We start from the raw sequence: 19,946 nt of genomic DNA on the forward strand, positions 1-19,946 counted from the left end.
CAGGCAAAGCGCGATTTGTACGAAAATCGTCTGACTCGGAGGACTCGCATGCCCACCACGCCTCTTCCACGCCGCGCCGGACTGCGTATCGCCGCCGTCACGGCGCTCACTGCCGCGCTCACACCGCTCTCCGGGGTGCCGACGGCGGGCGCACAGGAGAATGCCACCATCAAGATCCACACGGCGCCGTGGGACGGGGTCGCGCGCACGCCGTACGGAGACGCGATCGACGAGCCGCGGGTCTGCCGGTTCTACCTCGACGCCGTCAACTTCGAAGAGGTGACGACCGCCACCTACCGCATCGCGGCCGAACCCCCGGCCGGCGGAGCTGCCGGGCTCACCGGGACCATCAACCTCGCGAATGGCGCCGGCCACTCCGTGGACCTGACGGTGCCCGACGGGCAGTACCGGCTCTACTGGACGTACCCGGGCGCCACGGCCCCTGAGCGGGAGAAGAGCTTCACGGTCGACTGCCGGTCGTCGATGTCGACGCCCTCGCCCGGCCCGCAGGGCGGTCCGCCCGCCGGCGGTGGCGGCATCGCTCGCGATGAGGCGTTCACCACGGTCGCCGGCGCCGGCGTCGTCGGTCTCGCCGCGGTGGGCGGGGTGATGTGGTTCCGGCTCCGTCGCCGTACGCATGGCGCGTAGGAGGCGACGCAGGCCCTGGTACCGGAGGCGCGCCTACCGTCTGACGAGGACGGCCGTACTGGCCGCCGCGCTGGTGGTGGTCGGCGTCCGGTGCGACCACGAGCGGCCCGGAGTGGATACGGCCGCTCCGGGCTTCCCCGAGGCCTCCGAGGTCCAGTCCGCCGGCGCCGGTTCCGGTGCCGGCGGGGCGGGCGCCGACTCCCGCCCCGGCCCCACCGACCCGGGCGCCGCCGCCCGCGAGGCGTCGCCACGGCAGCCCCTGCCCTCCGCAACGCAGGCCCCGCCCGAAAGCGCGGTCAGCAGCCCCTCCCCGCCACCCCCGAGCCCCGCCGACAAGGGGAAGGCCGCCAAGCGCCCGGCCGCGCCCCGCCCCCTGCCCCGTTCCCGTGCGACCCGCCTCGTCATCCCCTACATCGGCGTCGACGCCACCCTCATCGACCTGCGCCTCGACAGCGAGCGGCGACTGCCCGCGCCCCCCGAGAACGAGCCCGAGGTGGCCGGCTGGTACGCCGACGGGCCGTCACCCGGCGAGCAGGGCACCGCCATTGCGGTCGGCCATCTCGACACGAACACCGGCCCGGCCGTCTTCGGCGGTCTCGGCGAGCTGAAGCGCGGCAGACGCATCGAGGTCCGGCGCGCCGACGGCCGGACCGCCGTGTACAAGGTGGACGCCATCAAGTCGTACGAGAAGGACAAGTTCCCCAACCGGGAGGTGTACGGCGCCCGGAGCCGCCCCGAGCTGCGGCTGATCACCTGTGGCGGCAACTACGACCGCCGGACCGGCTATTCGGGCAACGTCGTCGTCTTCGCCCATCTCACCGCGACCCGCGAGCCGCGCGCGGCGGCCGACAAGCGCTGAACCCTGCAGTCCGCCTGCTCATTTGCCGGACCGCGACGCCCGATTCCGCCCAGTCCCTTCCCCCGGCCGCACACATTCCGTTAGCTTCCGTGACTCATACGCCCCGTACGACCCGCACGAGGCGTCCGACCGCGGAGCAAATGAGCCCTCGGGGGCAGCCGTCATGACACGCGCCATATCCCTGCACCACGTGAGCAAGTCGTACACGCGAGGCGTCCGGGTCGTGGACCGGCTCTCGCTGGACATCGAGCCCGGCGAGTTCCTCGTCCTCCTCGGGCCCTCCGGCTGCGGCAAGTCCACCGTGCTGAGGATGATCGCCGGCCTGGAGGAGATCGACGAGGGCGAGCTGCTGCTGGACGGCGAGTGGTCCAACGACCTGCTGCCCGCCGACCGGCACATGGCGATGGTCTTCCAGAACTTCGCCCTCTACCCGAGCATGACCAGCCGCGACAACATCGGCTTCCCGCTGCGCATCGAGTCGCCCGGCCAGGACCCCCGCCCGCGGGTGGACGCCACCGCCCGCATGCTGGGCATCGAGGACCTCCTCGACCGCTTTCCCGCCCAGCTCTCCGGCGGTGAACGCCAGCGCGTCGCCATGGGCCGGGCCATCGCCCGTCACCCCACGGCCTTCCTGATGGACGAGCCGCTGTCCAACCTCGACGCCAAGCTGCGCAACCACCTGCGCGCCGAAATCTCCTCCCTCACCCGGAAGTTGGGCGTCACCACGGTCTACGTCACCCACGACCAGGCCGAGGCGATGTCGCTCGGCGACCGGGTGGCCGTGCTGCGCGGCGGTTTCCTCCAGCAGGTCGGCACCCCGCGTGCGGTGTACGCCCTGCCCCGCAACGTCTTCGTCGCCGCCTTCATCGGCACCCCGCGCATCAACCTCCTGCGCGGCCTCGTACGCGCCCCGCTGGACGGCGCGATGACCATCAGCCTCGGCAAGCAGTACCTCCGGCTGCCCGAACCCCTGTCCCTGGACCACCAGTTGCTCCGCGTCCAGCAGGGCCGCGAGGTGATCGTGGGCCTGCGCTCGGAGGCGGTGCGGATCGCCTCGCCCGCCACCGCCCGGCCCGGCGAGGTGCACATCACCGGCCTCGTCGAGCATGTGGAGTTCCAGGGCCACGAGGTCCTCGTCCACTTCAACACCGGCTCCCAGCCGGCCGTCGTACCGGACCTGGAGGCGCCGCGCCCCGTCGCGCCGGTCCGGCGTCGCCGCCGTGACGCCGGCACGGTGCTGGACCGGCTCCGCAGCCGGGCGGGCGCGTTGCGCGCCGGGCCGGTGGTGACGCTGGAGCATCCGGCCGACGCCGCTCCCGACGTGGCGCCGCCCGAGGGCCGGCTCCCCGGGGACCTCATCGTGCGCACCACGCCCGACATCGACCTGCGGCACGGCATGCAGGTTCCGCTCCTGGTCGACATCGCCCACCTGTTCGTCTTCGACCAGCACGGCGAACGTATTTGCCCGGCCCCGGCGCGACTTCCGGATCTGGATGAATGAGACACCTCGGGCATAGGTAGTCATGGGTGCATGCACCTGCAATTCACCCGAACCAGGACCGCCTTGGCGGTGTCCGGTCTGCTGCTGGCCGTCGGCGCGCCCACGGCGTACGCAACCCTCGACGACAAGACCGCCTCGGTGCCGTCGCGGGGAGAGCCGTACGTCGAGACGCAGCTCTTCTTCGGCACCGCGCGCCCCGACGGCGGCCCGGCCGTCACCGACCGGCAGTTCATGGCCTTCGTCGACAAGGAGGTCACGCCGGACTTCCCGGACGGCCTGACCGTGCAGAGCGGGCACGGACAGTGGCGGGACGCGAGCGGGGCGATCGAGAAGGAGCGGTCGTACGAACTGATCCTCCTGTACCCGGTCGACCGGGCGGCCGTGAACGACCGGAAGATCGAGGAGATCCGCCGGGCGTACGGGAAGCAGTTCGGCCAGGAGGCCGTGGCTAGGGTGGACGACAGGGCCAGGGTGGCCTTCTGATGCCAGGGGGTGCCCGGCGCGAAGTCGGGGGGTGCCTGGCGCCCGAAAACTATCGCCGCTAGTTTATGAGTGGCACGACGACACGGCCCAGCCCGGGAGGACGCACCATGAAGGCGCACGACGGCATGTACATCGACGGCGAGTGGCGCCCCGCCGCCGGCCCGGACACCATCGACGTCGTGAACCCGGCCGACGAGCAGGTCATCGGCCGGGTCCCGGCCGGTACGGCCGCCGACATCGACACCGCCGTACGGGCCGCCCGTGCCGCCCTCCCGGCCTGGGCCGCCACCCCGCCCGCGGAACGGGCCGCCCGGCTGACCGCCCTCCGGGACGCCCTGGAGGCACGCAAGGACGAGATCGCCGAGACGGTCACCGCCGAGCTCGGTTCGCCCCTGAAGCTCTCGCAGTCGGTGCACGCGGGCCTGCCGATCGCGGTCGCGGGCGGCTACGCCGAGCTCGCGGCGACGTACGCCTTCGAGGAGAAGGTCGGCAACTCCACCGTCCACCACGAGCCCATCGGCGTGGTCGGCGCGATCACGCCCTGGAACTACCCGCTCCACCAGATCGTCGCCAAGGCCGCCCCGGCGCTGGCCGCCGGCTGCACGGTTGTGCTGAAGCCCGCCGAGGACACCCCGCTGGTCGCCCAGCTCTTCGCCGAAGCGGTGCACGAGGCCGGCGTACCCGCGGGCGTCTTCAACCTGGTCACCGGCCGCGGGCCGGTCGCGGGCCAGGCGCTCGCCGAGCACCCGGGCGTCGACCTGGTCTCCTTCACCGGCTCCACGGCCGTCGGCCGGCAGATCGCCGCGGTCGCCGGCGCGGCGATCAAGAAGGTCGCCCTGGAGCTGGGCGGCAAGTCCGCCAACGTCATCCTGCCGAGCGCCGACCTGGCCAAGGCGGTCAACGTCGGCGTCGCCAACGTCATGTCCAACTCCGGGCAGACGTGCAGCGCCTGGACGCGGATGCTGGTGCACCGGGACCAGTACGACGAGGCCGTCGAGCTGGCCACGGCCGCCGCCGCGAAGTACGGCGAGCGGATCGGCCCGGTGGTGAACGCCAAGCAGCAGGAGCGGGTGCGCGGTTACATCGAGAAGGGCGTGGCGGAGGGTGCGCGACTGGTGGCCGGAGGTCCCGAATCCCCGCGCGAACAGGGCTACTTCGTCTCCCCGACCGTCTTCGCCGACGTGACCCCGCAGATGACGATCGCCCAGGAGGAGATCTTCGGCCCGGTCCTGTCCGTCCTGCGCTACGAGGACGAGGAGGACGCCCTGCGCATCGCCAACGGCACCGACTACGGCCTCGCCGGCGCGGTCTGGGCGGGGGACGAGGCTCAGGCGGTGGCCTTCGCCCGCCGGATGGACACCGGGCAGGTCGACATCAACGGCGGCCGCTTCAACCCGCTCGCGCCCTTCGGCGGCTACAAGCAGTCCGGCGTCGGCCGCGAGCTCGGCTCGCACGGTCTCGCCGAGTACCTCCAGACCAAGTCCCTGCAGTTCTGAGGAGCGTTCACGTGGTACGCGCAGCCGTCCTGCCCGAAGTGGGCGCCCCGCTGAAGATCACGGACATCGAGCTTCCCGACCCCGGCCCCGGCCAGGTCCGCGTCCGTCTCGCCGCCGCCGGGGTGTGCCACTCCGACCTGTCCCTGTCCAACGGCACCATGCGGGTGCCGGTCCCCGCCGTCCTCGGCCACGAGGGCGCCGGCACCGTCGTCGCTGTCGGCGAGGGCGTCACCCATGTCGCGCCCGGCGCCGAGGTCGTCCTCAACTGGGCCCCGTCCTGCGGCAGTTGCCACGCCTGCTCGCTCGGTGAGGTCTGGCTGTGCGCCAACGCCCTCAACGGCGCCGCCGACGTGTACGCCCGCACCGCCGACGGCACCGACCTCCACCCCGGTCTGAACGTCGCGGCGTTCGCCGAGGAGACGGTGGTGTCGGCGGGCTGCGTCCTGCCGCTCCCGGCCGGCATCCCCCTGACCGACGCCGCCCTCCTCGGCTGCGCGGTCCTCACCGGCTACGGCGCCGTCCACCACTCGGCGCGGGTCCGGCCCGGCGAGACGGTCGCGGTGTACGGCGTCGGGGGAGTGGGTCTCGCGGCACTCCAGGCGGCCCGTATCGCGGGTGCCGGACGCATCGTCGCGGTCGACGTCTCCCCGGCGAAGGAGGAACTGGCCCGCGCGGCCGGGGCCACCGACTATGTGGTCGCCTCCGAGACCACCGCCCGCGAGATCCGGGGGCTGACCGACAAGCAGGGCGTGGACGTGGCCGTCGAGTGCGTGGGCCGCGCGACCACGATCCGCACGGCCTGGGACTCCACCCGCCGGGGCGGCCGCACCACGGTCGTCGGCATCGGCGGCAAGGACCAGCAGGTCACGTTCAACGCCCTGGAGATCTTCCACTGGGGCCGGACCCTCGCCGGCTGCGTCTACGGCAACTCCGACCCGGCGCGGGACGTGCCGGTGCTGGCCGAGCACGTACGGGCGGGCCGCCTGGACCTGGGCGCGCTCGTGACGGAACGGATCGGCCTGGAAGGCATCCCGGCGGCCTTCGAGAACATGCTCGCGGGGAAGGGCGGCAGGGCAATGGTGGTGTTCTAGCCCTGCTTTGCGCACGCCCCGGTCTCCGTGCGAGGCCGGGGCCGCAGGCGTGCCCGGAGCCCGCTCTGCGTGCCACGTACAGGTAAAACTCCTGCTGTGCGACCCGTTGACGTACATACCGTCCGGTCAGTACGTTCCCCGGAACCCGAGCCACCCCCCGTTCCGTCCCCGCACCCACCGGAGTGTGCACGCATGGACACGGCACCTTCCGCCCAGCCGCTCACCCCTACCGCGCCCGCCGTCGGCAACCGCCGCCGCGTCGCCACCGCCGCCGCTCTCGCGTCAGCCGTGGAGTGGTACGACTACTTCGTCTTCGGTATCGCAGCCGCTCTCGTTCTCGGCGACCTGTACTTCCCGGCCGGCAGTCCCACCGCCGGCGTGCTCGCCTCCTTCGCGACCTTCGCCGTCGGCTTCCTGGCCCGGCCCATCGGCGGCATCGTCGCGGGCCAGCTGGGCGACAAGCGCGGCCGCAAGCCGATGCTGGTCCTCGCGCTCACCCTGATGGGCATCGCCACCACCGGCATCGGCCTGCTCCCGACCTACGACACGATCGGCGTCGCCGCCCCGATCCTGCTCGTCGCCCTCCGGATCGCCCAGGGCGTGGCGGTCGGCGCCCAGTGGGGCGGCGCGATGCTGCTGGCCACCGAGTACGCCCCCGAGGGCAAGCGCGGCGTCTACGGCAGCGTCGTCCAGCTCGGCGTCCCCATCGGCGTCGTCACCGCCAACACGGTCTTCCTGCTGGCCGGAGCCTTCACCAGCGACTCCGAGTTCGCGGCGTGGGGCTGGCGGATTCCGTTCCTGATCGGCCTGCTGGTCCTCGCGCTCGCCTGGTACATCCACACCCGCGTCGAGGAGACCCCCGAATTCCGCCAGGCCGAGCAGGCGCTCGCCGAGAAGGAGAAGGCCGAACAGAGCAGCCCCCTGCGCACGATCATGAAGAACCACCTCGGCACGGTCCTCCTTGCCGGCGGCTCCTTCGCCGTGAACACCGCGACCTTCTACATCCTGATCACCGGCGTCCTCGACTACACGACCCGGGAACTCGACATGAAGAAGAGCGCGGTCCTCACCGTCTCGCTCTGCGTCAGCCTCACCCAGCTGGTGCTGATTCCGGCCGCCGCGGCCCTCTCCGACAAGGTCGGCCGGATCCGCATCTACGCCCTCGGCGCGGTCGGCATCGCCCTGTGGGCCGTACCGATGTTCCTGCTGATCGACACCGGCTCACTGCTGTGGCTGGCCGTCGGCACGTTCGTCGCCAGCTGTTTCCTCAGCATCATGTACGGCCCCCAGGCGGCCCTGTTCGCCGAGCTGTTCACGCCCGAGATGCGGTACACGGGCGCCTCCCTCGGCTACCAGATCGCGGCCGTGCTCGGCGGCGGCCTCGCCCCGTTCATCATGGTGCTGCTGCTGGAGGCCACGGGCACCTCGATGGCGGTCTCGGGCTACATCGTCTTCCTCTCGGTGATCGCCCTGCTGTCCATCAAGGTCCTTGCGGACAGGGCGCGTTCACGCTGACTCCCGGGTCTGCTCGGGTCGCGGCGATGCAGCCACGACCCGAGTGGCCCGCTTCCGGGACCGGGACACGGCGACACCCGCGAGGCACAGCACCCCGCCGGCCAGCGTGAGCAGCCCCGGCACCTCGCCGAGCGTCAGCCAGGACATCAGCACGACCAGCGCGGGCACCGCGTACGTGGTCGCGCCCATGCGGCTGGCCGTCGTACGGGCCAGGGCGTACGCCCACGTCGTGAAGGCCAGCGCCAGCGAGAAGACGCCCAGGTAGACCATGTTGAGCGTCGCCGACAGGGAGGCATCGGCGGCGTCGGCGATGAGCTGCCCGCTGAAGGGCAGGCAGAGGACCGCGCCGACCAGGCAGCCGAACGTCGTCACCTGGAGCGCACTGGCATGGCCGAGCGCCGGCTTCTGCGCCACGGCACCGCCCGCGTACCCGAGCGCGGCGAGCAGGCACAGCACCACGCCGAGCACCGAGGAGCCGCCTCCGCCCGACATCGACAGCCCCACGGTCACCGCACCGGCGAACGACACCGCCATCCCGGCCAGCAGCCGCGGCGGCATCGGATCACCGAGCAGCCGGGCGCCGAGCAGGGCGATCAGGATGGGCCCGATGTTCACGACGAGAGCGGCCGTACCGGCGTCCACCTGCTGCTCGCCCCAGTTCAGCACGACGCTGTAGAAGCCGAACCAGAGCAGCCCCGATATCGCGATCCCCGGCCAGGCCGCGCGAGGGGGCAGCCCCTCCCGCCGGACGAGACACACGACCCCGAGCACCAGGGCACCGACGAGCAGCCGCCCGAGCGCCAGCGCGCCCGGCGAGTACTCCGCACCCGCGCTGCGGATGGAGACGAAGGCCGAGGCCCACATCACGACGGTGACGGTGGCGGCACCGGCGGCCAGCAGCTCGGGGCGGCGGGCCGGGTGCGCAAGGGGGACGTTCATCATGCTCCAGAGGCTAGGGAGGGGAGGGGGTGCGGCGCTGGCGGATTTCGGACCGGAAGCTGCGGGTCGGCGGCGGTTCAGCGCAGCGCCGACGACTCGATGCCGAGCAGCTCGAACAGCACTCGCTCGCCGCTGTCCGTGACCTTCACGGCCCGCTCCGAGCCGATCCGTACGCACCACCCGGCATCCAGCGCGTGCCGGCACAGTGCCGCACCCGCCACCCCCGCGAGGTGGGGTCGGCGTTCGGTCCAGTCGAGGCAGGCGCGGGCCAGCGGGCGGCGGCCAGTGCGGTCGAGGCGGATGCCGGCGGAGTCGAACCAGCCGAGGCCGGCGTCGGTCAGCGCGAACCCGGTGTCCTGCCGCAGCAGCCCGCGCGAGGTCAGCGCGTCGGTGACGGAGATGCCGAGCCGCCCGGCGAGATGGTCGTAGCAGGTGCGGCCGCGGGCCATCGCCGAGCCCGCGCTGGACTCCCGCAGGGTCCGCGGGCGCCGGTCCGCCGCCGGGCCGACCTGCGCGGCCAGGTCCTCCACCAGCTGGGCGACCCGTGCGTCGGCCAGCCGCACGTACCGGTGCCGCCCCTGCCGCTCCTCGGTGAGCAGCCCGCCCGCGACGAGCTTGCCCAGATGCTCGCTCAGCGTCGACGCGGCGACTCCGGCGTGCCGGGCCAGCTCACCGGCGGTCCACGCCCGCCCGTCGAGCAGCGCCAGCAGACAGGCCGCCCGGGTCTCGTCGGCGATGAGTCCGGCGAGGCGGGCCAGCTGCGGTGCCTGGGGGTCCCTGGTGGTCATGGGTCCCAGCATGCGACATGGACACTTCGGCGCTCGCCGAAGTATCGGTACGCGTGCCTACGTGGCCCGCCCCACCTGCTCGTACTGCCGCGCGAGGCCGTCCAGCAGCGCCGTCAGGCCCGTCTCGAAGGCGCGCTCGTCGATCTTCTCCTGCAACTCGGCGAGGAGATGGGCCTGTCCGAGGTGGGGATAGTCGGCGGGGTCGTACGCGCTCGCGTCGTCCACGAAGCCCCCGGCGAACGAGCCGAGCGCCGAGCCCATGATGAAGTACCGCATCAGCGCACCGATGGACGTGGCCTGCGCCGGGGGCCAGCCCGCGTCGACCATCGCGCCGTAGACGGCGTCGGCGAGCCGCAGCGCCGCCGGGCGGCGGCCGGGGCCGCGGGCGAGGACCGGCACGATGTTCGGGTGGTCGCGCAGGGCGGCCCGGTAGGAGACGGCCCAGTCGTGCAGCGCGGTGCGCCAGTCCCGGCCGTCCTCGAACATCGACAGATCGACCTGCGCGCTGACCGAGTCGGCGACCGCCTCCAGGATCTCGTCCTTCGTGCGGAAGTGGTTGTAGAGGGAGGGTCCGCTCACGCCCAGCTCGGCTGCGAGCCGACGCGTGGAGACGGCGGCGAGACCCTCCGCGTCCACGAGCTCGCGAGCCGTCGCGACGATCCGGTCGTAGCTGAGGAGGGGCTTGCGGGGTCGGGCCATGGCGCACATAGTAGGGCTGCCGAACGGAAACTAGCAGTGCTAATTTAAATGTACGGCTTTCAATGTGCGGCCGTCGAAGTCCGTTATCTGTGGGGTGACTCGGCATGAATCTGGAGCTCAGCGACGAGCAGACCGCCGTCCGGCAACTCGCCCGGGACTTCGTGGCGCGCGAGATCGCCCCGCACGTCGTCGCGTGGGACCGGGCCGAGGAGGTGGACCGCGGAGTCGTCAAGAAGCTCGGCGAGGTCGGCTTCCTTGGCCTGACCATCGACGAGGAGTACGGCGGCTCGGGCGGCGACCATCTGGCGTACTGCCTGGTCACGGAGGAGCTGGGCCGGGGCGACTCCTCGGTCCGCGGCATCGTGTCGGTCTCCCTGGGCCTGGTCGCCAAGACCGTCGCGGCCTGGGGGAGCGAGGAGCACAAGCGCCGCTGGCTGCCCGGGCTCACCTCCGGCGAGCAGGTCGGCTGCTTCGGCCTCACCGAGCCGGGCACCGGCTCCGACGCCGGCAACCTCGCCACGCGGGCGGTCCGTGACGGCGACGACTACGTCATCAACGGCACCAAGATGTTCATCACGAACGGCACTTGGGCCGACGTCGTCCTGCTCTTCGCCCGCTCCACGGACGCACCCGGCCACAAGGGCGTCTCCGCCTTCCTGGTCCCCACCGACACGCCCGGCCTGACCCGCCGCACCATCCACGGCAAGCTCGGCCTGCGCGGTCAGGCCACCGCCGAGCTGGTCCTGGAGGACGTGCGGGTGCCCGCGGCGGCCATGCTGGGGGAGGAGGGCAAGGGCTTCTCGGTCGCGATGTCCGCCCTGGCCAAGGGCCGGATGTCGGTCGCCGCCGGTTGCGTGGGCATAGCCCAGGCCGCCCTGGACGCGGCGGTCCGCTACGCCGGCGAACGCGAGCAGTTCGGCAAGCCCATCGCCCGGCACCAGCTGGTCCAGGAGCTGATCAGCGACATCGCCGTCGACGTGGACGCGGCACGGCTGCTGACCTGGCGGGTCGCCGACCTGATCGACCGCGGGCTGCCCTTCGCCGTCGAGTCCTCCAAGGCCAAGCTGTTCGCCTCGGAGGCCGCGGTCCGCGCCGCCAACAACGCCTTGCAGGTCTTCGGCGGCTACGGCTACATCGACGAGTACCCGGCGGGCAAACTGCTGCGCGACGCCCGCGTGATGACCCTGTACGAGGGCACCAGCCAGATCCAGAAGCTGGTCATCGGGCGGGCGCTGACGGGGGTTTCGGCGTTCTGAGTACGCGGCTGAGTAGTTCAGCGGATGTGGCGCGGGCCACGTTCGCCGACCCTTGGCCCATGAGTGACACACCGGTCAAGCAGCAGAGTACGGCGGCCTTCTACGGCCAGGCCGTCGCGTCTTTCGCGGTCGCCATGGCCGCCACCGGCATAGGCATCTACCAGCTGAGTGCCAACGCCTGGGTGCGTGGCTTCCTCGCGATCGCGGTTCTCTACCTGGTGACCTCGGCGTTCACGCTCGCCAAGGTCATCCGGGACCGTCAGGAGGCCGGGCAGATCGTCAGCCGGGTCGACCAGGCCCGGCTGGAGAAGCTGCTCGCCGACCACGACCCCTTCGAGAAGATCTGAGCCCCGACGAGTGCGGGACCGGCCCGGTCGGGCCCGGTCCGGCTCGTTCTGGCCCCTGCCGACGACTCACTAAGCGCTCGCTCAGCATCGGCGGTATGGTGGTGGCTCTGTCAGCGAGAGGGGCGAGTGAGCGATGAGTACGGCGGAGGACACGGCCGACGGCGAGACGTCGGCGTGGGGTGAGGTCACGCCCGACGCGGCCCGGCGGCTGCTGATCGCCGCCGTGGAGGCCTTCGCCGAGCGTGGCTACCACGCCACCACGACCCGTGACATCGCGGGCCGCGCCGGCATGAGCCCGGCCGCGCTCTACATTCACTACAAGACCAAGGAAGAGCTGCTCCACCGCATCAGCAGGATCGGCCACGAAAAGGCCCTGGAGATCCTGCAGACGGCGGCCCGCCGGGAGGGCACGCCGAACGAGCGGCTCGCCGACGCGGTGAGCTCCTTCGTCCGCTGGCATGCCGGGGGACGTACGACGGCGCGGGTGGTGCAGTACGAGCTGGACTCGCTCGGTCCGGACGCCCGCGCCGAGATCCTCGCGCTGCGCCGGCAGTGCGACGCCGAGGTCCGCGGGATCATCGAGGACGGCGTGGCCGCCGGTGCCTTCGACGTGCTGGACGTGCACGGCACGACTCTCGCCGTCCTCTCGCTGTGCATCGACGTGGCCCGCTGGTTCAACGTCGACGGCCCCTGGACGCCCGACGAGGTCGGCGCGTTGTACGCCGACCTCGTGCTGCGGATGGTGGGCGCGAAGTAGCCCGCGCTCAGCGGTGGGCGGGGCTCAGAAGTAGTAGCGGGAGACGGACTCGGCGACGCACACCGGCTTGTCCCCGCCCTCGCGCTCCACGGTGAAGGCGACGGTCACCTGGACGCCGCCGTTGACGTCGTCCACGCCGGTGATGGTGGCGGTGGCGCGCAGCCGGGAGCCGACCGGCACCGGGGCGGGGAAGCGGACCTTGTTCGACCCGTAGTTGACGCCCATCTTCACGCCCTCGACCGCGATCAGCCGGGGTCCGAAGAGGGGGAGCAGCGACAGGGTGAGGTACCCGTGGGCGATGGTGGTCCCGAAGGGCCCCGCGGCGGCCTTCTCGGGGTCGACATGGATCCACTGATGGTCGCCGGTCGCCTCCGCGAACAGGTCGATCCGCTTCTGGTCGACCTCCACCCAGTCGGTGTACCCCAGCTGCTCACCCACTGCCGCCTTCAGGTCGTCGGCGCCCGTGAAGATCCTCGGCTCTGCCATGTCCCGGCCTCTCGCGTCGCATGTCACACGTCATGTCTAAGCAACTGCTTAGCATGCTAGGCCGTGGAGCCCCTGTCAACGGACCGGGGCCATGCCGCGGTAGGTAGGTTTGAGGGGTGCCCCAGATCCCCGAGAAGATCCACGAGCTCACGGTCGGCCAGCTCGCCGCCCGTAGCGGCGCCGCCGTCTCCGCCCTGCACTTCTACGAGTCCAAGGGCCTGATCAGCAGCAGCCGCACCTCCGGCAACCAGCGCCGCTACACCCGTGACACCCTCCGGCGGGTCGCCTTCGTCCGCGCCGCCCAACGCGTCGGCATCCCCCTGGCGACGATCCGCGACGCCCTCGCCGAGCTCCCCGAGGAACGCACCCCCACCCACGAGGACTGGGCACGCCTGTCGGAGGCCTGGCGTTCGGAACTGGACGAACGCATCAAGCAACTGAACCGCCTCCGCGACCACTTGACCGACTGCATCGGCTGCGGCTGCCTCTCCCTGGACACCTGCATCCTCTCCAACCCGAACGACGCCTTCGGCGAACGCCGGGCGGGATCGCGCCTGATGGTGGAACAGGGGGGAGGCCGGGAGAAGGGGAGGAGCGGCGGCGGGGCCGGAAGGTAGGGGCGGAGACAGAAGAGAGGTTCGCGGGCGCCGGCGGAGGTGTCGCACCGACGCCGGGCACCCGCAGACCGGCGGAACCCGAGTCACTCGTACTCGGTGCCGCCCTTTCGCGTCAGGTACGCCGGACTGACCGCCTTCGCGATGGCCCGCCCGCCGGTCACCGTGCTGTACCGCTCGGCGACCGGACGTATCACCACGCCCTCTCGCAGATGCAGCTCCCGCCCGGACACGGTCTCCCGTCCGCCGGCGACCTCCAGCACCCGCTCGATGTCGTACGGGCCCTCGAACAGGCGTGGCACCAAAGGCAGTTCACCCTTCAGTACCTCCGCCGCGTCCAGCCACCGCACCCGGCCGTCGATCTCCGCGGACACGTCGAACACGGCGTACCCCAAGGTCTCCCGGCGCCCGTCGGCGCCGTACGTCAGGTCCTGCACCCCCGCGCCGTACACCTCACCGAAGACGCCCACCCGCCGCGCGCCCAGTCGCTCGGCCACGCGAGCCGCGACCTCGGCGACGCCGTGCGCCTGCACCGCGCGCCAGTACAGGTTCCGTGGGTCCTCCGTCAGCGCCAGCGACTTCGACCCGAAGCCCTTGGAGGACACGTACACCCGCTCCTCGTCGGCGACATACGTGAGCAGGCACGCCGACCCGTGCAGCTTCTCGGTCAGCACGACCGGCTCGCCCGGTGTGAAGATGCCCGGATACCGCTGGATGTTCTCGATGTCGACCCACGGCAGCAGATCCGGCGCCGACTCCACATCGCCGGACATCGTGGGCGGGACCGGCGGCAGCCACTTGGTGATCCCGAGCCGCTCGGCGAAGTCGGCGCCCTCCGCAGCCGCGCGCGCCAGGTCGACGTCGGCCAGGGCCTTCGGCCGGCACACGATCCCCTGCGACAGCTCACCGCGCAGCCGCACCGCCTTGACCCGGTCCGCCTTGCTCCCCGCCAGCCGCCCGGTCAGCCCCAGCTCCTCGATCAGCCCCGCCGGCAGCACGGACTGCTCCGGGATGTACACGGCGGCATCACCCGTGCGGTACGCGCCCTTGGCGACGACGGCGCGGTACAGACCCACCTGGGCCAGCTCCAGCGCGTCGGCGTTGGGATGTTCGTGGACGGTCAGCACTTCTGCGGTGACGCGCAGCGTCGACATGAGGGCTCCTCGGTGTTCCTCAGACGGGTTTCATCGCCCCCAACTGTCCGGGCGGGAAAGGGATGGAGCGACCGGATTAGCGCCTGCTACCGTCGCGATCTTCGGCCGGCGCCCCGCCGCCGTGCACGGAGTCCTGACGGGACGACCTTCCATGTCCTCGCTCTCTCCCGCCCTCGCGGACATCGACACGGGTCTTCAACGGTTTCGCCGGCCCCACCGAGACCGGCTGTGGTCGCTGCTTCGACCCGGAGGAGACTGCATACCTGCGCACGCCGTACACGCGCGTGCCCGCCGATCTGCTGCGCCGGTTCGTCTACAAGTCCCCGGACCACTTCGAGGATCACGCAGCGGTGATGCGACGCCTGCTGCCGCAGTGCGCGCGAGCCATGGCGGACGGCAGCCTGGACGTCCTGGGGTGGGGCCACGGACTCTCCCGGGTGGACCGGCGCTCCTGGCCGACGGCGCAGGCGGACGCCCTCGACGTGTTCCTGCTCGCCTGGTGGCAGGACGCCCTCGTCACTCCTGAGCCCCTACGGCATCGCGGACATCTTCGACATGGTCACGGCGATCTACCGTGACGTCACGGCCTTCCTGGACGGATGGATCCGGCACCCCACGGCCGATGCCCATGTCGTGCAGTGCGTACGTCACTGGCTCGACGACCTGCTCAGTGATGCGTCACCCCTCTCGTTCTGGATCGGTGACGGAGAGGACGCGGCTGCCGCCGAACTCCAGTCGTGGCCGGCCACACACGCCCCCGCCCGCCTCCGCGCCCAGGGCGAGCCCGACCTCGCGACCCGCGTCGAACTCCTCGCCCTGCCCTACGACGAGCGCTGGGCCCACCCGTACTGGACCAAGCCCTCGGTCACCAACTGAGCGTTGGACAGGGCCCGTTCCCCGTCCGGCAGGACCAGCGTGTCCTCCAGGCCGATGCGCGTCGCCAGCCCCAGCCGTCCGGCCAGCCGCAGTACGGGCCAGGCACCCCCGTCCTCCCCGTGCAGCAGCACCGGGCGGCCGAACGCCGGGCCCAGGTCGGTCAGCAGCGCATGCGCGGTCTCCTCGGCCGTCTCGGCAGACGTGTCCGTCACCTCCGCCAGCACCCGCAGCACCCTCGGCCCCAGGGGCGAGGCCGCGAACCGGGCCGCCCCGTCCGTGCCTGACCAGATGCCGGCCTCGATGCCGACGCCGCGCTCGATGAGCGCCGCGGCGATCTCCTCGGCGCCCTCCTCATGCCAGTTGACCGAGGCGTGGTCCGGCAGCACGGTCCAGCTCCGGATGCGCTCCAGCCGCTTCTCGGGCTCCGGCTCCGCCCAGGCGCCGGTCGTCACACCGAGCGGCACCGACACCCGCGCCCGGATCGCCGCCAGCGTCGGTGCGAGCACGCGCGGCGACAGACTGTCCCCACCGCAGGGGGTCTTGGGATGGACATGGAGGTCCGTGGCCCCGGCCGCGACGGCCTCGGCCGCGGAGTCGGCCAGCGCATCCGGCGAGAGCGGCACCACCGCACCGTCGCCCGCTCCTCGGGGCCCGTTCAGACACACCTGGATCATGTCTCGATGGTGCCAGTCACCACTGACATCGGGCCCACCGCGGCATGACGGGTGGGCAATAGGGGGTGCGGCATCCCCTGCGCACCCCCGTCGTACTAGGCGGACACCAGCAACCGCCGCTCGCGCCGCGACGCCGCCAGCGCTTCGGGCGTGAGAACCGGACGCGGCACCACGATTCCGCAGTCCGTGCAGACCGGGCCCGACGACGGTTCATGGGCCAGGTCGTACTGCCAGACCAGTCGCTCCCCGCCGCACACCGGGCACTCGCAGCCCGGATCGCGCTCCAGCGCGGAGATCAGTCGGCGCAGCACCTCGGCCAGTGGTTCATCGGGGTGGACCCGGGGGTTGTCGCACCAGGCGACTCCGAAACCGCCCCAGGTCAGCCGGTGCCAGTCGTCCACGCTGCCCGGCCTGCGCAGTCCGTCGTGCTTTTCTTTCCTGCGTCGCTCGGCGAACTCGACCTCGTAGGCCAGCCAGACCGAACGCGCTTCCTCCAGTTCGTCCAACGCAGCCACGAGCCGCGCCGGATCGGGGGACCGGTCCTCGGGACCGAATCCTGCCCGGGAGCACAAGTGCTCCCAGGTCGCCCTGTGCCCGTAAGGAGCGAAACGCTCAAGGCACTTACGCAGCGAGTAGCGCCGAAGCGCCAGATCGCATCGCGGGTCGCGCACCTGTCTCGCCAGACTCCGGAAACCGGCCATCGCCCTGCACCTCCGTCACACCTGCACCTGTACTTCGGTCACTTCGGCGTCGCCGCACGGACTTCGCGCGACGTTGACGAATAGACGTATCGACAAGCGATTCGGCTCCATCCCCACTCCATCCGATTTCCGATGGCCTCCATGGCGCTCCCTCGTGCGGCCTCCATCGCGTTCCCTGGCGACTCCCAAACATGACGCATGTTCATCTTCAATCCCGGGGATACCGCCGGTAACATCCCGGCTCACCCTCGTCGGTAGGAGCGGCCATGCCACGGCGTACCCCACGCAACGCCCTAGTCGGACTGAGAACTCCCGGCAGATTCCACGGGTTCCTGAAGACCGCATCCATATGCGTTCTGATCGCCGGTCTTTTGTCGCCACTTTCCCCGGCGGTCGCCGCGCCCGAGGCGCCGGCCGAGGCGACGGCGGCCGCCGACCACTGCGGGAACCAGTGCTCCGACATCCTGCCGCCGGGCCAGAACGGCAACGCAACCCTCGCCCAGATCCTGCTCAACCAGGCCTTCGGCACGATGCCCGAACACGCCTCCGACCAGCTGGGTCCTTATGCCGATCTGGCCAAGGGCCACTCCGGCCTCACCAACGCGACGATCAACAACTTCTTCAACGACGCCTCGTTCGGCGTCCCGTCCGATCAAGTCGCCTCCACCGTGAATCCCGCCGGGCGCGGCGACGTGACGATCGTCCGTGACAAGAAGACTGGTGTGCCGCACATCACCGGTACCACCAGATACGGCACGGAGTTCGGCGCCGGCTATGCGGCCGCCCAGGACAGGCTGTGGCTGATGGACGTCTTCCGGCACGTCGGACGCGGGCAGCTGACCTCCTTCGCGGGCGGCGCGCCCTCCAACCAGGGCCTGGAGCAGCAGTTCTGGCGCCACGCGCCGTACACCGAGGCCGACCTCCAGGCCCAGATCGACAGCGCCGTCGCCTCGAACGGCGAACGCGGGCAGCTGGCCCTCGCCGACGCGAAGGCCTACCTCGACGGCATCAACGCCTACATCGACGCCTCCGACAGCGGCCGCTACTTCCCCGGCGAGTACGTCCTGACCGGTCACAAGGACTCCGTCACCAACGCCGGCACGATCGAGCACTTCAAGCTGACCGACATGGTCGCGCTGGGCTCCGTGATCGGTGCCCTGTTCGGCTCCGGGGGCGGCGGCGAGGTCAACAACGCGATCTCCCTGCTGGCCGCCCAGGAGAAGTACGGTGTGGCCGACGGCACCGAGCTCTGGGAGTCGTTCCGCGAGCGCAACGACCCCGAGGCCGTCGTCACCGTCCACGACAAGAGCTTCCCGTACGCCACCAGGCCCGAGGACCCACAGGGCGAGGCCCTGCCCGACGCCGGCTCGGTCGCCGAGGAACAGCTCGTGTACGACCGCACCGGCAGCGCGGCCGGCTCCGCCGCGGCCGGCGCCTCCGCCACGGCTGCCGAGACCGCCATGACCTCGGCGAAGCGGGGCATGTCCAACGCCCTGGTGGTGAGCGGCGAGCACACCGCGAGCGGCCACCCGGTCGCCGTCTTCGGCCCGCAGACCGGCTACTTCGCACCCCAGCTCCTCCTGCTCCAGGAGATCCAGGGCCCCGGCATCAGCGCCCGCGGCGCCTCCTTCGCGGGCCTGAGCATGTACGTCGAGCTCGGCCGCGGCCAGGACTACTCATGGAGCGCCACGACGTCCGGCCAGGACATCATCGACACCTACGCCGTCGAACTGTGCCAGGACGACTTCCACTACCTGTACCGCGGCACCTGCACGGCGATGGAGAAGATCGAGCAGAAGAACGCCTGGAAGCCGACGACGGCCGACAGCACCCCCGCGGGCTCGTACACGATGCGGGTCTGGCGGACGAAGTACGGCCCCGTCACGCACCGCGCGACCGTCGGCGGCAAGAAGGTCGCCTACACCACCCTGCGCTCCTCCTACCTGCACGAGGCCGACTCCATCATCGGCTTCCAGATGCTGAACGACCCCGACTTCGTCAAGGGCCCGGAGGACTTCCAGAAGGCGGTGCAGCACATCAACTACACCTTCAACTGGTTCTACGCCGACTCCGAGCACACCGCCTACTACAACAGCGGCGACAACCCGGTGCGGGCGACCGGCGTCGACGCGGAGTTCCCCGTGTGGGCCCAGCCGGCCTACGAGTGGCGGAACTGGGACCCGGCGACGAACACGGCGCAGTACACCCCGCCCTCGGCCCACCCCAACTCCATCGACCAGGACTACTACGTCTCCTGGAACAACAAGCAGGCCAAGGACTACACGACCGCACCCTGGGGCGACGGCTCGGTCCACCGCGGCAACCTCCTGGAGGACCGGGTGCGCAAGCTGGTCGACGCGGGCGGCGTGACCCGGGCCTCGCTGGTGAAGGCGATGGCCGATGCGGGCCTTGCCGACCTGCGTGCCGAGGGTGTACTCCCGGACCTGCTCAAGGTCGTCACCAGTTCCCCGGTGACCGACCCGACGGCCTCGGCGGCGGTGAGCAAGCTGGAGACGTGGCTGTCGGCGGGCGGCCAGCGCACCGAGACGTCGGCCGGTTCGAAGAAGTACGCCGACGCCGACGCGATCCGCATCCTGGACGCGTGGTGGCCGCTGCTGGTGAAGGCCCAGTTCGAACCGGGCCTCGGCAGCGAGCTGTATGCCGCGATGACGAACAACCTGCCCATCGACGAGTCCCCGTCGGCCGCCCACGGCCCGACCGGCGCGCACGCCGGAAGCGCTTTCCAGTACGGCTGGTGGTCCTACGTCGACAAGGACATCCGCGCCGTGCTCGGTGAGTCGGTCCAGGGGCCGCTCGACCGCGAGTACTGCGGCGGCGGCGGCCTCAGCGCCTGCCGGGACCTCCTGATCGGCACCCTGAAGGAGGCGGCCGGCAAGACCGCGGCCCAGGTCTACCCCGGCGACGACCAGTGCTCGGCGGGCGACCAGTGGTGTGCCGACTCGATCGTCCAGCGCATCCTGGGCGGCATCAAGCACGGCAGGATCAGCTGGCAGAACCGGCCGACGTATCAGCAGGTGGTGGAGTTCACGTCACACCGGTGA

At 71.3% G+C, this 19,946-nt stretch carries 21 protein-coding genes; 14 read left to right on the forward strand and 7 right to left on the reverse strand.

Annotated elements, in window-relative coordinates; all coding sequences use genetic code 11:
• Positions 1–48 precede the first annotated feature (48 nt).
• From OG331_RS38265 to OG331_RS38295, 7 genes are all read left to right on the forward strand, one after another.
• Entirely contained in the window at positions 49–648 is a 600-nt protein-coding gene (locus OG331_RS38265) for a hypothetical protein (protein ID WP_406205270.1), read from the forward strand.
• Positions 638–1,507 carry a class F sortase gene (locus tag OG331_RS38270; RefSeq protein ID WP_406205273.1) on the forward strand — a complete coding sequence of 290 codons (870 nt, stop codon included), beginning with the start codon at positions 638–640 and terminating at the stop codon, positions 1,505–1,507. The genes OG331_RS38265 and OG331_RS38270 overlap by 11 nt, the downstream gene beginning before the upstream one ends.
• A 163-nt stretch (positions 1,508–1,670) precedes the next feature.
• The gene (locus OG331_RS38275) at positions 1,671–3,008 is read left to right on the forward strand and encodes an ABC transporter ATP-binding protein (protein ID WP_406205276.1); all 1,338 of its coding nucleotides are present in this window, start codon (positions 1,671–1,673) and stop codon (positions 3,006–3,008) included.
• Between the two features lie 30 nt (positions 3,009–3,038).
• Entirely contained in the window at positions 3,039–3,491 is a 453-nt protein-coding gene (locus OG331_RS38280; protein ID WP_406205279.1) for a DUF3574 domain-containing protein, read from the forward strand.
• Positions 3,492–3,598: 107 nt separating this feature from the next.
• A complete protein-coding gene (locus OG331_RS38285) occupies positions 3,599–4,987 on the forward strand; it encodes an aldehyde dehydrogenase family protein (protein ID WP_406205281.1) in 1,389 nt (462 codons plus the stop codon).
• 11 nt (positions 4,988–4,998) lie between these two features.
• Complete coding sequence (locus tag OG331_RS38290; protein WP_406205283.1) at positions 4,999–6,078, forward strand: Zn-dependent alcohol dehydrogenase; 1,080 nt, start codon at positions 4,999–5,001, stop codon at positions 6,076–6,078.
• Between the two features lie 192 nt (positions 6,079–6,270).
• Positions 6,271–7,593, forward strand: coding sequence for an MFS transporter (locus OG331_RS38295; RefSeq protein WP_406205285.1), 1,323 nt, complete (start codon positions 6,271–6,273; stop codon positions 7,591–7,593).
• Here the strand turns inward: OG331_RS38295 and OG331_RS38300 are convergent.
• From OG331_RS38300 to OG331_RS38310, 3 genes are all read right to left on the reverse strand, one after another.
• Positions 7,585–8,532, reverse strand: a complete 948-nt coding sequence (locus OG331_RS38300) for a DMT family transporter (protein WP_406210573.1) — start codon at positions 8,530–8,532, stop codon at positions 7,585–7,587. The two genes, OG331_RS38295 and OG331_RS38300, sit on opposite strands and share 9 nt — an antisense overlap.
• Positions 8,533–8,609: 77 nt before the next feature.
• Positions 8,610–9,320 carry an ArsR/SmtB family transcription factor gene (locus OG331_RS38305; protein WP_406205288.1) on the reverse strand — a complete coding sequence of 237 codons (711 nt, stop codon included), beginning with the start codon at positions 9,318–9,320 and terminating at the stop codon, positions 8,610–8,612.
• 57 nt (positions 9,321–9,377) lie between these two features.
• A complete protein-coding gene (locus OG331_RS38310) occupies positions 9,378–10,019 on the reverse strand; it encodes a TetR/AcrR family transcriptional regulator (protein WP_328882685.1) in 642 nt (213 codons plus the stop codon).
• 104 nt (positions 10,020–10,123) lie between these two features.
• On the opposite strand from OG331_RS38310, the gene OG331_RS38315 reads away from it, so the two are divergent.
• From OG331_RS38315 to OG331_RS38325, 3 genes are all read left to right on the forward strand, one after another.
• Positions 10,124–11,275 carry an acyl-CoA dehydrogenase family protein gene (locus tag OG331_RS38315; protein WP_406205292.1) on the forward strand — a complete coding sequence of 384 codons (1,152 nt, stop codon included), beginning with the start codon at positions 10,124–10,126 and terminating at the stop codon, positions 11,273–11,275.
• 59 nt (positions 11,276–11,334) lie between these two features.
• Positions 11,335–11,622 carry a YiaA/YiaB family inner membrane protein gene (locus tag OG331_RS38320; RefSeq protein ID WP_328428790.1) on the forward strand — a complete coding sequence of 96 codons (288 nt, stop codon included), beginning with the start codon at positions 11,335–11,337 and terminating at the stop codon, positions 11,620–11,622.
• 133 nt (positions 11,623–11,755) lie between these two features.
• On the forward strand, positions 11,756–12,379 hold the full coding sequence (locus tag OG331_RS38325; protein ID WP_363038867.1) for a TetR/AcrR family transcriptional regulator: 624 nt from the start codon (positions 11,756–11,758) through the stop codon (positions 12,377–12,379).
• Positions 12,380–12,403: 24 nt separating this feature from the next.
• Here the strand turns inward: OG331_RS38325 and OG331_RS38330 are convergent, their stop codons facing one another.
• On the reverse strand, positions 12,404–12,865 hold the full coding sequence (locus OG331_RS38330; RefSeq protein WP_406205296.1) for a MaoC family dehydratase: 462 nt from the start codon (positions 12,863–12,865) through the stop codon (positions 12,404–12,406).
• Positions 12,866–12,981: 116 nt separating this feature from the next.
• Between OG331_RS38330 and soxR the strand changes: the two genes are divergently transcribed.
• Entirely contained in the window at positions 12,982–13,482 is a 501-nt protein-coding gene (gene soxR / locus OG331_RS38335; protein ID WP_328882689.1) for a redox-sensitive transcriptional activator SoxR, read from the forward strand.
• Positions 13,483–13,565: 83 nt separating this feature from the next.
• On the opposite strand, the gene OG331_RS38340 is transcribed toward soxR, so the two are convergent.
• The gene (locus OG331_RS38340) at positions 13,566–14,633 is read right to left on the reverse strand and encodes an RNA ligase (ATP) (RefSeq protein ID WP_406205299.1); all 1,068 of its coding nucleotides are present in this window, start codon (positions 14,631–14,633) and stop codon (positions 13,566–13,568) included.
• A gap of 284 nt (positions 14,634–14,917) precedes the next feature.
• On the opposite strand from OG331_RS38340, the gene OG331_RS38345 reads away from it, so the two are divergent.
• Positions 14,918–15,211 carry a hypothetical protein gene (locus OG331_RS38345; protein ID WP_406205301.1) on the forward strand — a complete coding sequence of 98 codons (294 nt, stop codon included), beginning with the start codon at positions 14,918–14,920 and terminating at the stop codon, positions 15,209–15,211.
• Entirely contained in the window at positions 15,189–15,509 is a 321-nt protein-coding gene (locus OG331_RS38350) for a hypothetical protein (protein WP_406205304.1), read from the forward strand. The genes OG331_RS38345 and OG331_RS38350 overlap by 23 nt, the downstream gene beginning before the upstream one ends.
• On the opposite strand, the gene OG331_RS38355 is transcribed toward OG331_RS38350, so the two are convergent.
• Both OG331_RS38355 and OG331_RS38360 read right to left on the reverse strand, forming a co-directional pair.
• Positions 15,455–16,183, reverse strand: a complete 729-nt coding sequence (locus OG331_RS38355) for a 3-keto-5-aminohexanoate cleavage protein (protein ID WP_406205307.1) — start codon at positions 16,181–16,183, stop codon at positions 15,455–15,457. The two genes, OG331_RS38350 and OG331_RS38355, sit on opposite strands and share 55 nt — an antisense overlap.
• Before the next feature lie 95 nt (positions 16,184–16,278).
• A complete protein-coding gene (locus OG331_RS38360; RefSeq protein WP_406205310.1) occupies positions 16,279–16,884 on the reverse strand; it encodes a hypothetical protein in 606 nt (201 codons plus the stop codon).
• 266 nt (positions 16,885–17,150) lie between these two features.
• Between OG331_RS38360 and OG331_RS38365 the strand changes: the two genes are divergently transcribed.
• On the forward strand, positions 17,151–19,946 hold the full coding sequence (locus OG331_RS38365; RefSeq protein ID WP_406205313.1) for a penicillin acylase family protein: 2,796 nt from the start codon (positions 17,151–17,153) through the stop codon (positions 19,944–19,946).

The sequence above is a fragment of the Streptomyces sp. NBC_01017 genome (assembly GCF_045162795.1).
Lineage (GTDB): Bacteria > Actinomycetota > Actinomycetes > Streptomycetales > Streptomycetaceae > Streptomyces > Streptomyces machairae.

Excerpts from the sequence above, each read along its gene's own strand:
- OG331_RS38265 (WP_406205270.1), top strand. The coding sequence starts at position 49 with ATGCCCACCACGCCTCTTCCACGCCGCGCCGGACTGCGTATCGCCGCC.
- OG331_RS38275 (WP_406205276.1), top strand. The coding sequence starts at position 1,671 with ATGACACGCGCCATATCCCTGCACCACGTGAGCAAGTCGTACACGCGA.
- OG331_RS38340 (WP_406205299.1), bottom strand. The coding sequence starts at position 14,633 with ATGTCGACGCTGCGCGTCACCGCAGAAGTGCTGACCGTCCACGAACAT.
- OG331_RS38310 (WP_328882685.1), bottom strand. The coding sequence starts at position 10,019 with ATGGCCCGACCCCGCAAGCCCCTCCTCAGCTACGACCGGATCGTCGCG.
- OG331_RS38295 (WP_406205285.1), top strand. The coding sequence starts at position 6,271 with ATGGACACGGCACCTTCCGCCCAGCCGCTCACCCCTACCGCGCCCGCC.
- OG331_RS38325 (WP_363038867.1), top strand. The coding sequence starts at position 11,756 with ATGAGTACGGCGGAGGACACGGCCGACGGCGAGACGTCGGCGTGGGGT.
- OG331_RS38315 (WP_406205292.1), top strand. The coding sequence starts at position 10,124 with ATGAATCTGGAGCTCAGCGACGAGCAGACCGCCGTCCGGCAACTCGCC.
- OG331_RS38285 (WP_406205281.1), top strand. The coding sequence starts at position 3,599 with ATGAAGGCGCACGACGGCATGTACATCGACGGCGAGTGGCGCCCCGCC.
- OG331_RS38270 (WP_406205273.1), top strand. The coding sequence starts at position 638 with ATGGCGCGTAGGAGGCGACGCAGGCCCTGGTACCGGAGGCGCGCCTAC.
- OG331_RS38360 (WP_406205310.1), bottom strand. The coding sequence starts at position 16,884 with ATGGCCGGTTTCCGGAGTCTGGCGAGACAGGTGCGCGACCCGCGATGC.
- OG331_RS38300 (WP_406210573.1), bottom strand. The coding sequence starts at position 8,532 with ATGAACGTCCCCCTTGCGCACCCGGCCCGCCGCCCCGAGCTGCTGGCC.
- OG331_RS38355 (WP_406205307.1), bottom strand. The coding sequence starts at position 16,183 with ATGATCCAGGTGTGTCTGAACGGGCCCCGAGGAGCGGGCGACGGTGCG.
- OG331_RS38305 (WP_406205288.1), bottom strand. The coding sequence starts at position 9,320 with ATGACCACCAGGGACCCCCAGGCACCGCAGCTGGCCCGCCTCGCCGGA.
- OG331_RS38330 (WP_406205296.1), bottom strand. The coding sequence starts at position 12,865 with ATGGCAGAGCCGAGGATCTTCACGGGCGCCGACGACCTGAAGGCGGCA.
- OG331_RS38365 (WP_406205313.1), top strand. The coding sequence starts at position 17,151 with ATGCCACGGCGTACCCCACGCAACGCCCTAGTCGGACTGAGAACTCCC.
- OG331_RS38350 (WP_406205304.1), top strand. The coding sequence starts at position 15,189 with ATGGTCACGGCGATCTACCGTGACGTCACGGCCTTCCTGGACGGATGG.
- OG331_RS38280 (WP_406205279.1), top strand. The coding sequence starts at position 3,039 with ATGCACCTGCAATTCACCCGAACCAGGACCGCCTTGGCGGTGTCCGGT.
- OG331_RS38320 (WP_328428790.1), top strand. The coding sequence starts at position 11,335 with ATGAGTGACACACCGGTCAAGCAGCAGAGTACGGCGGCCTTCTACGGC.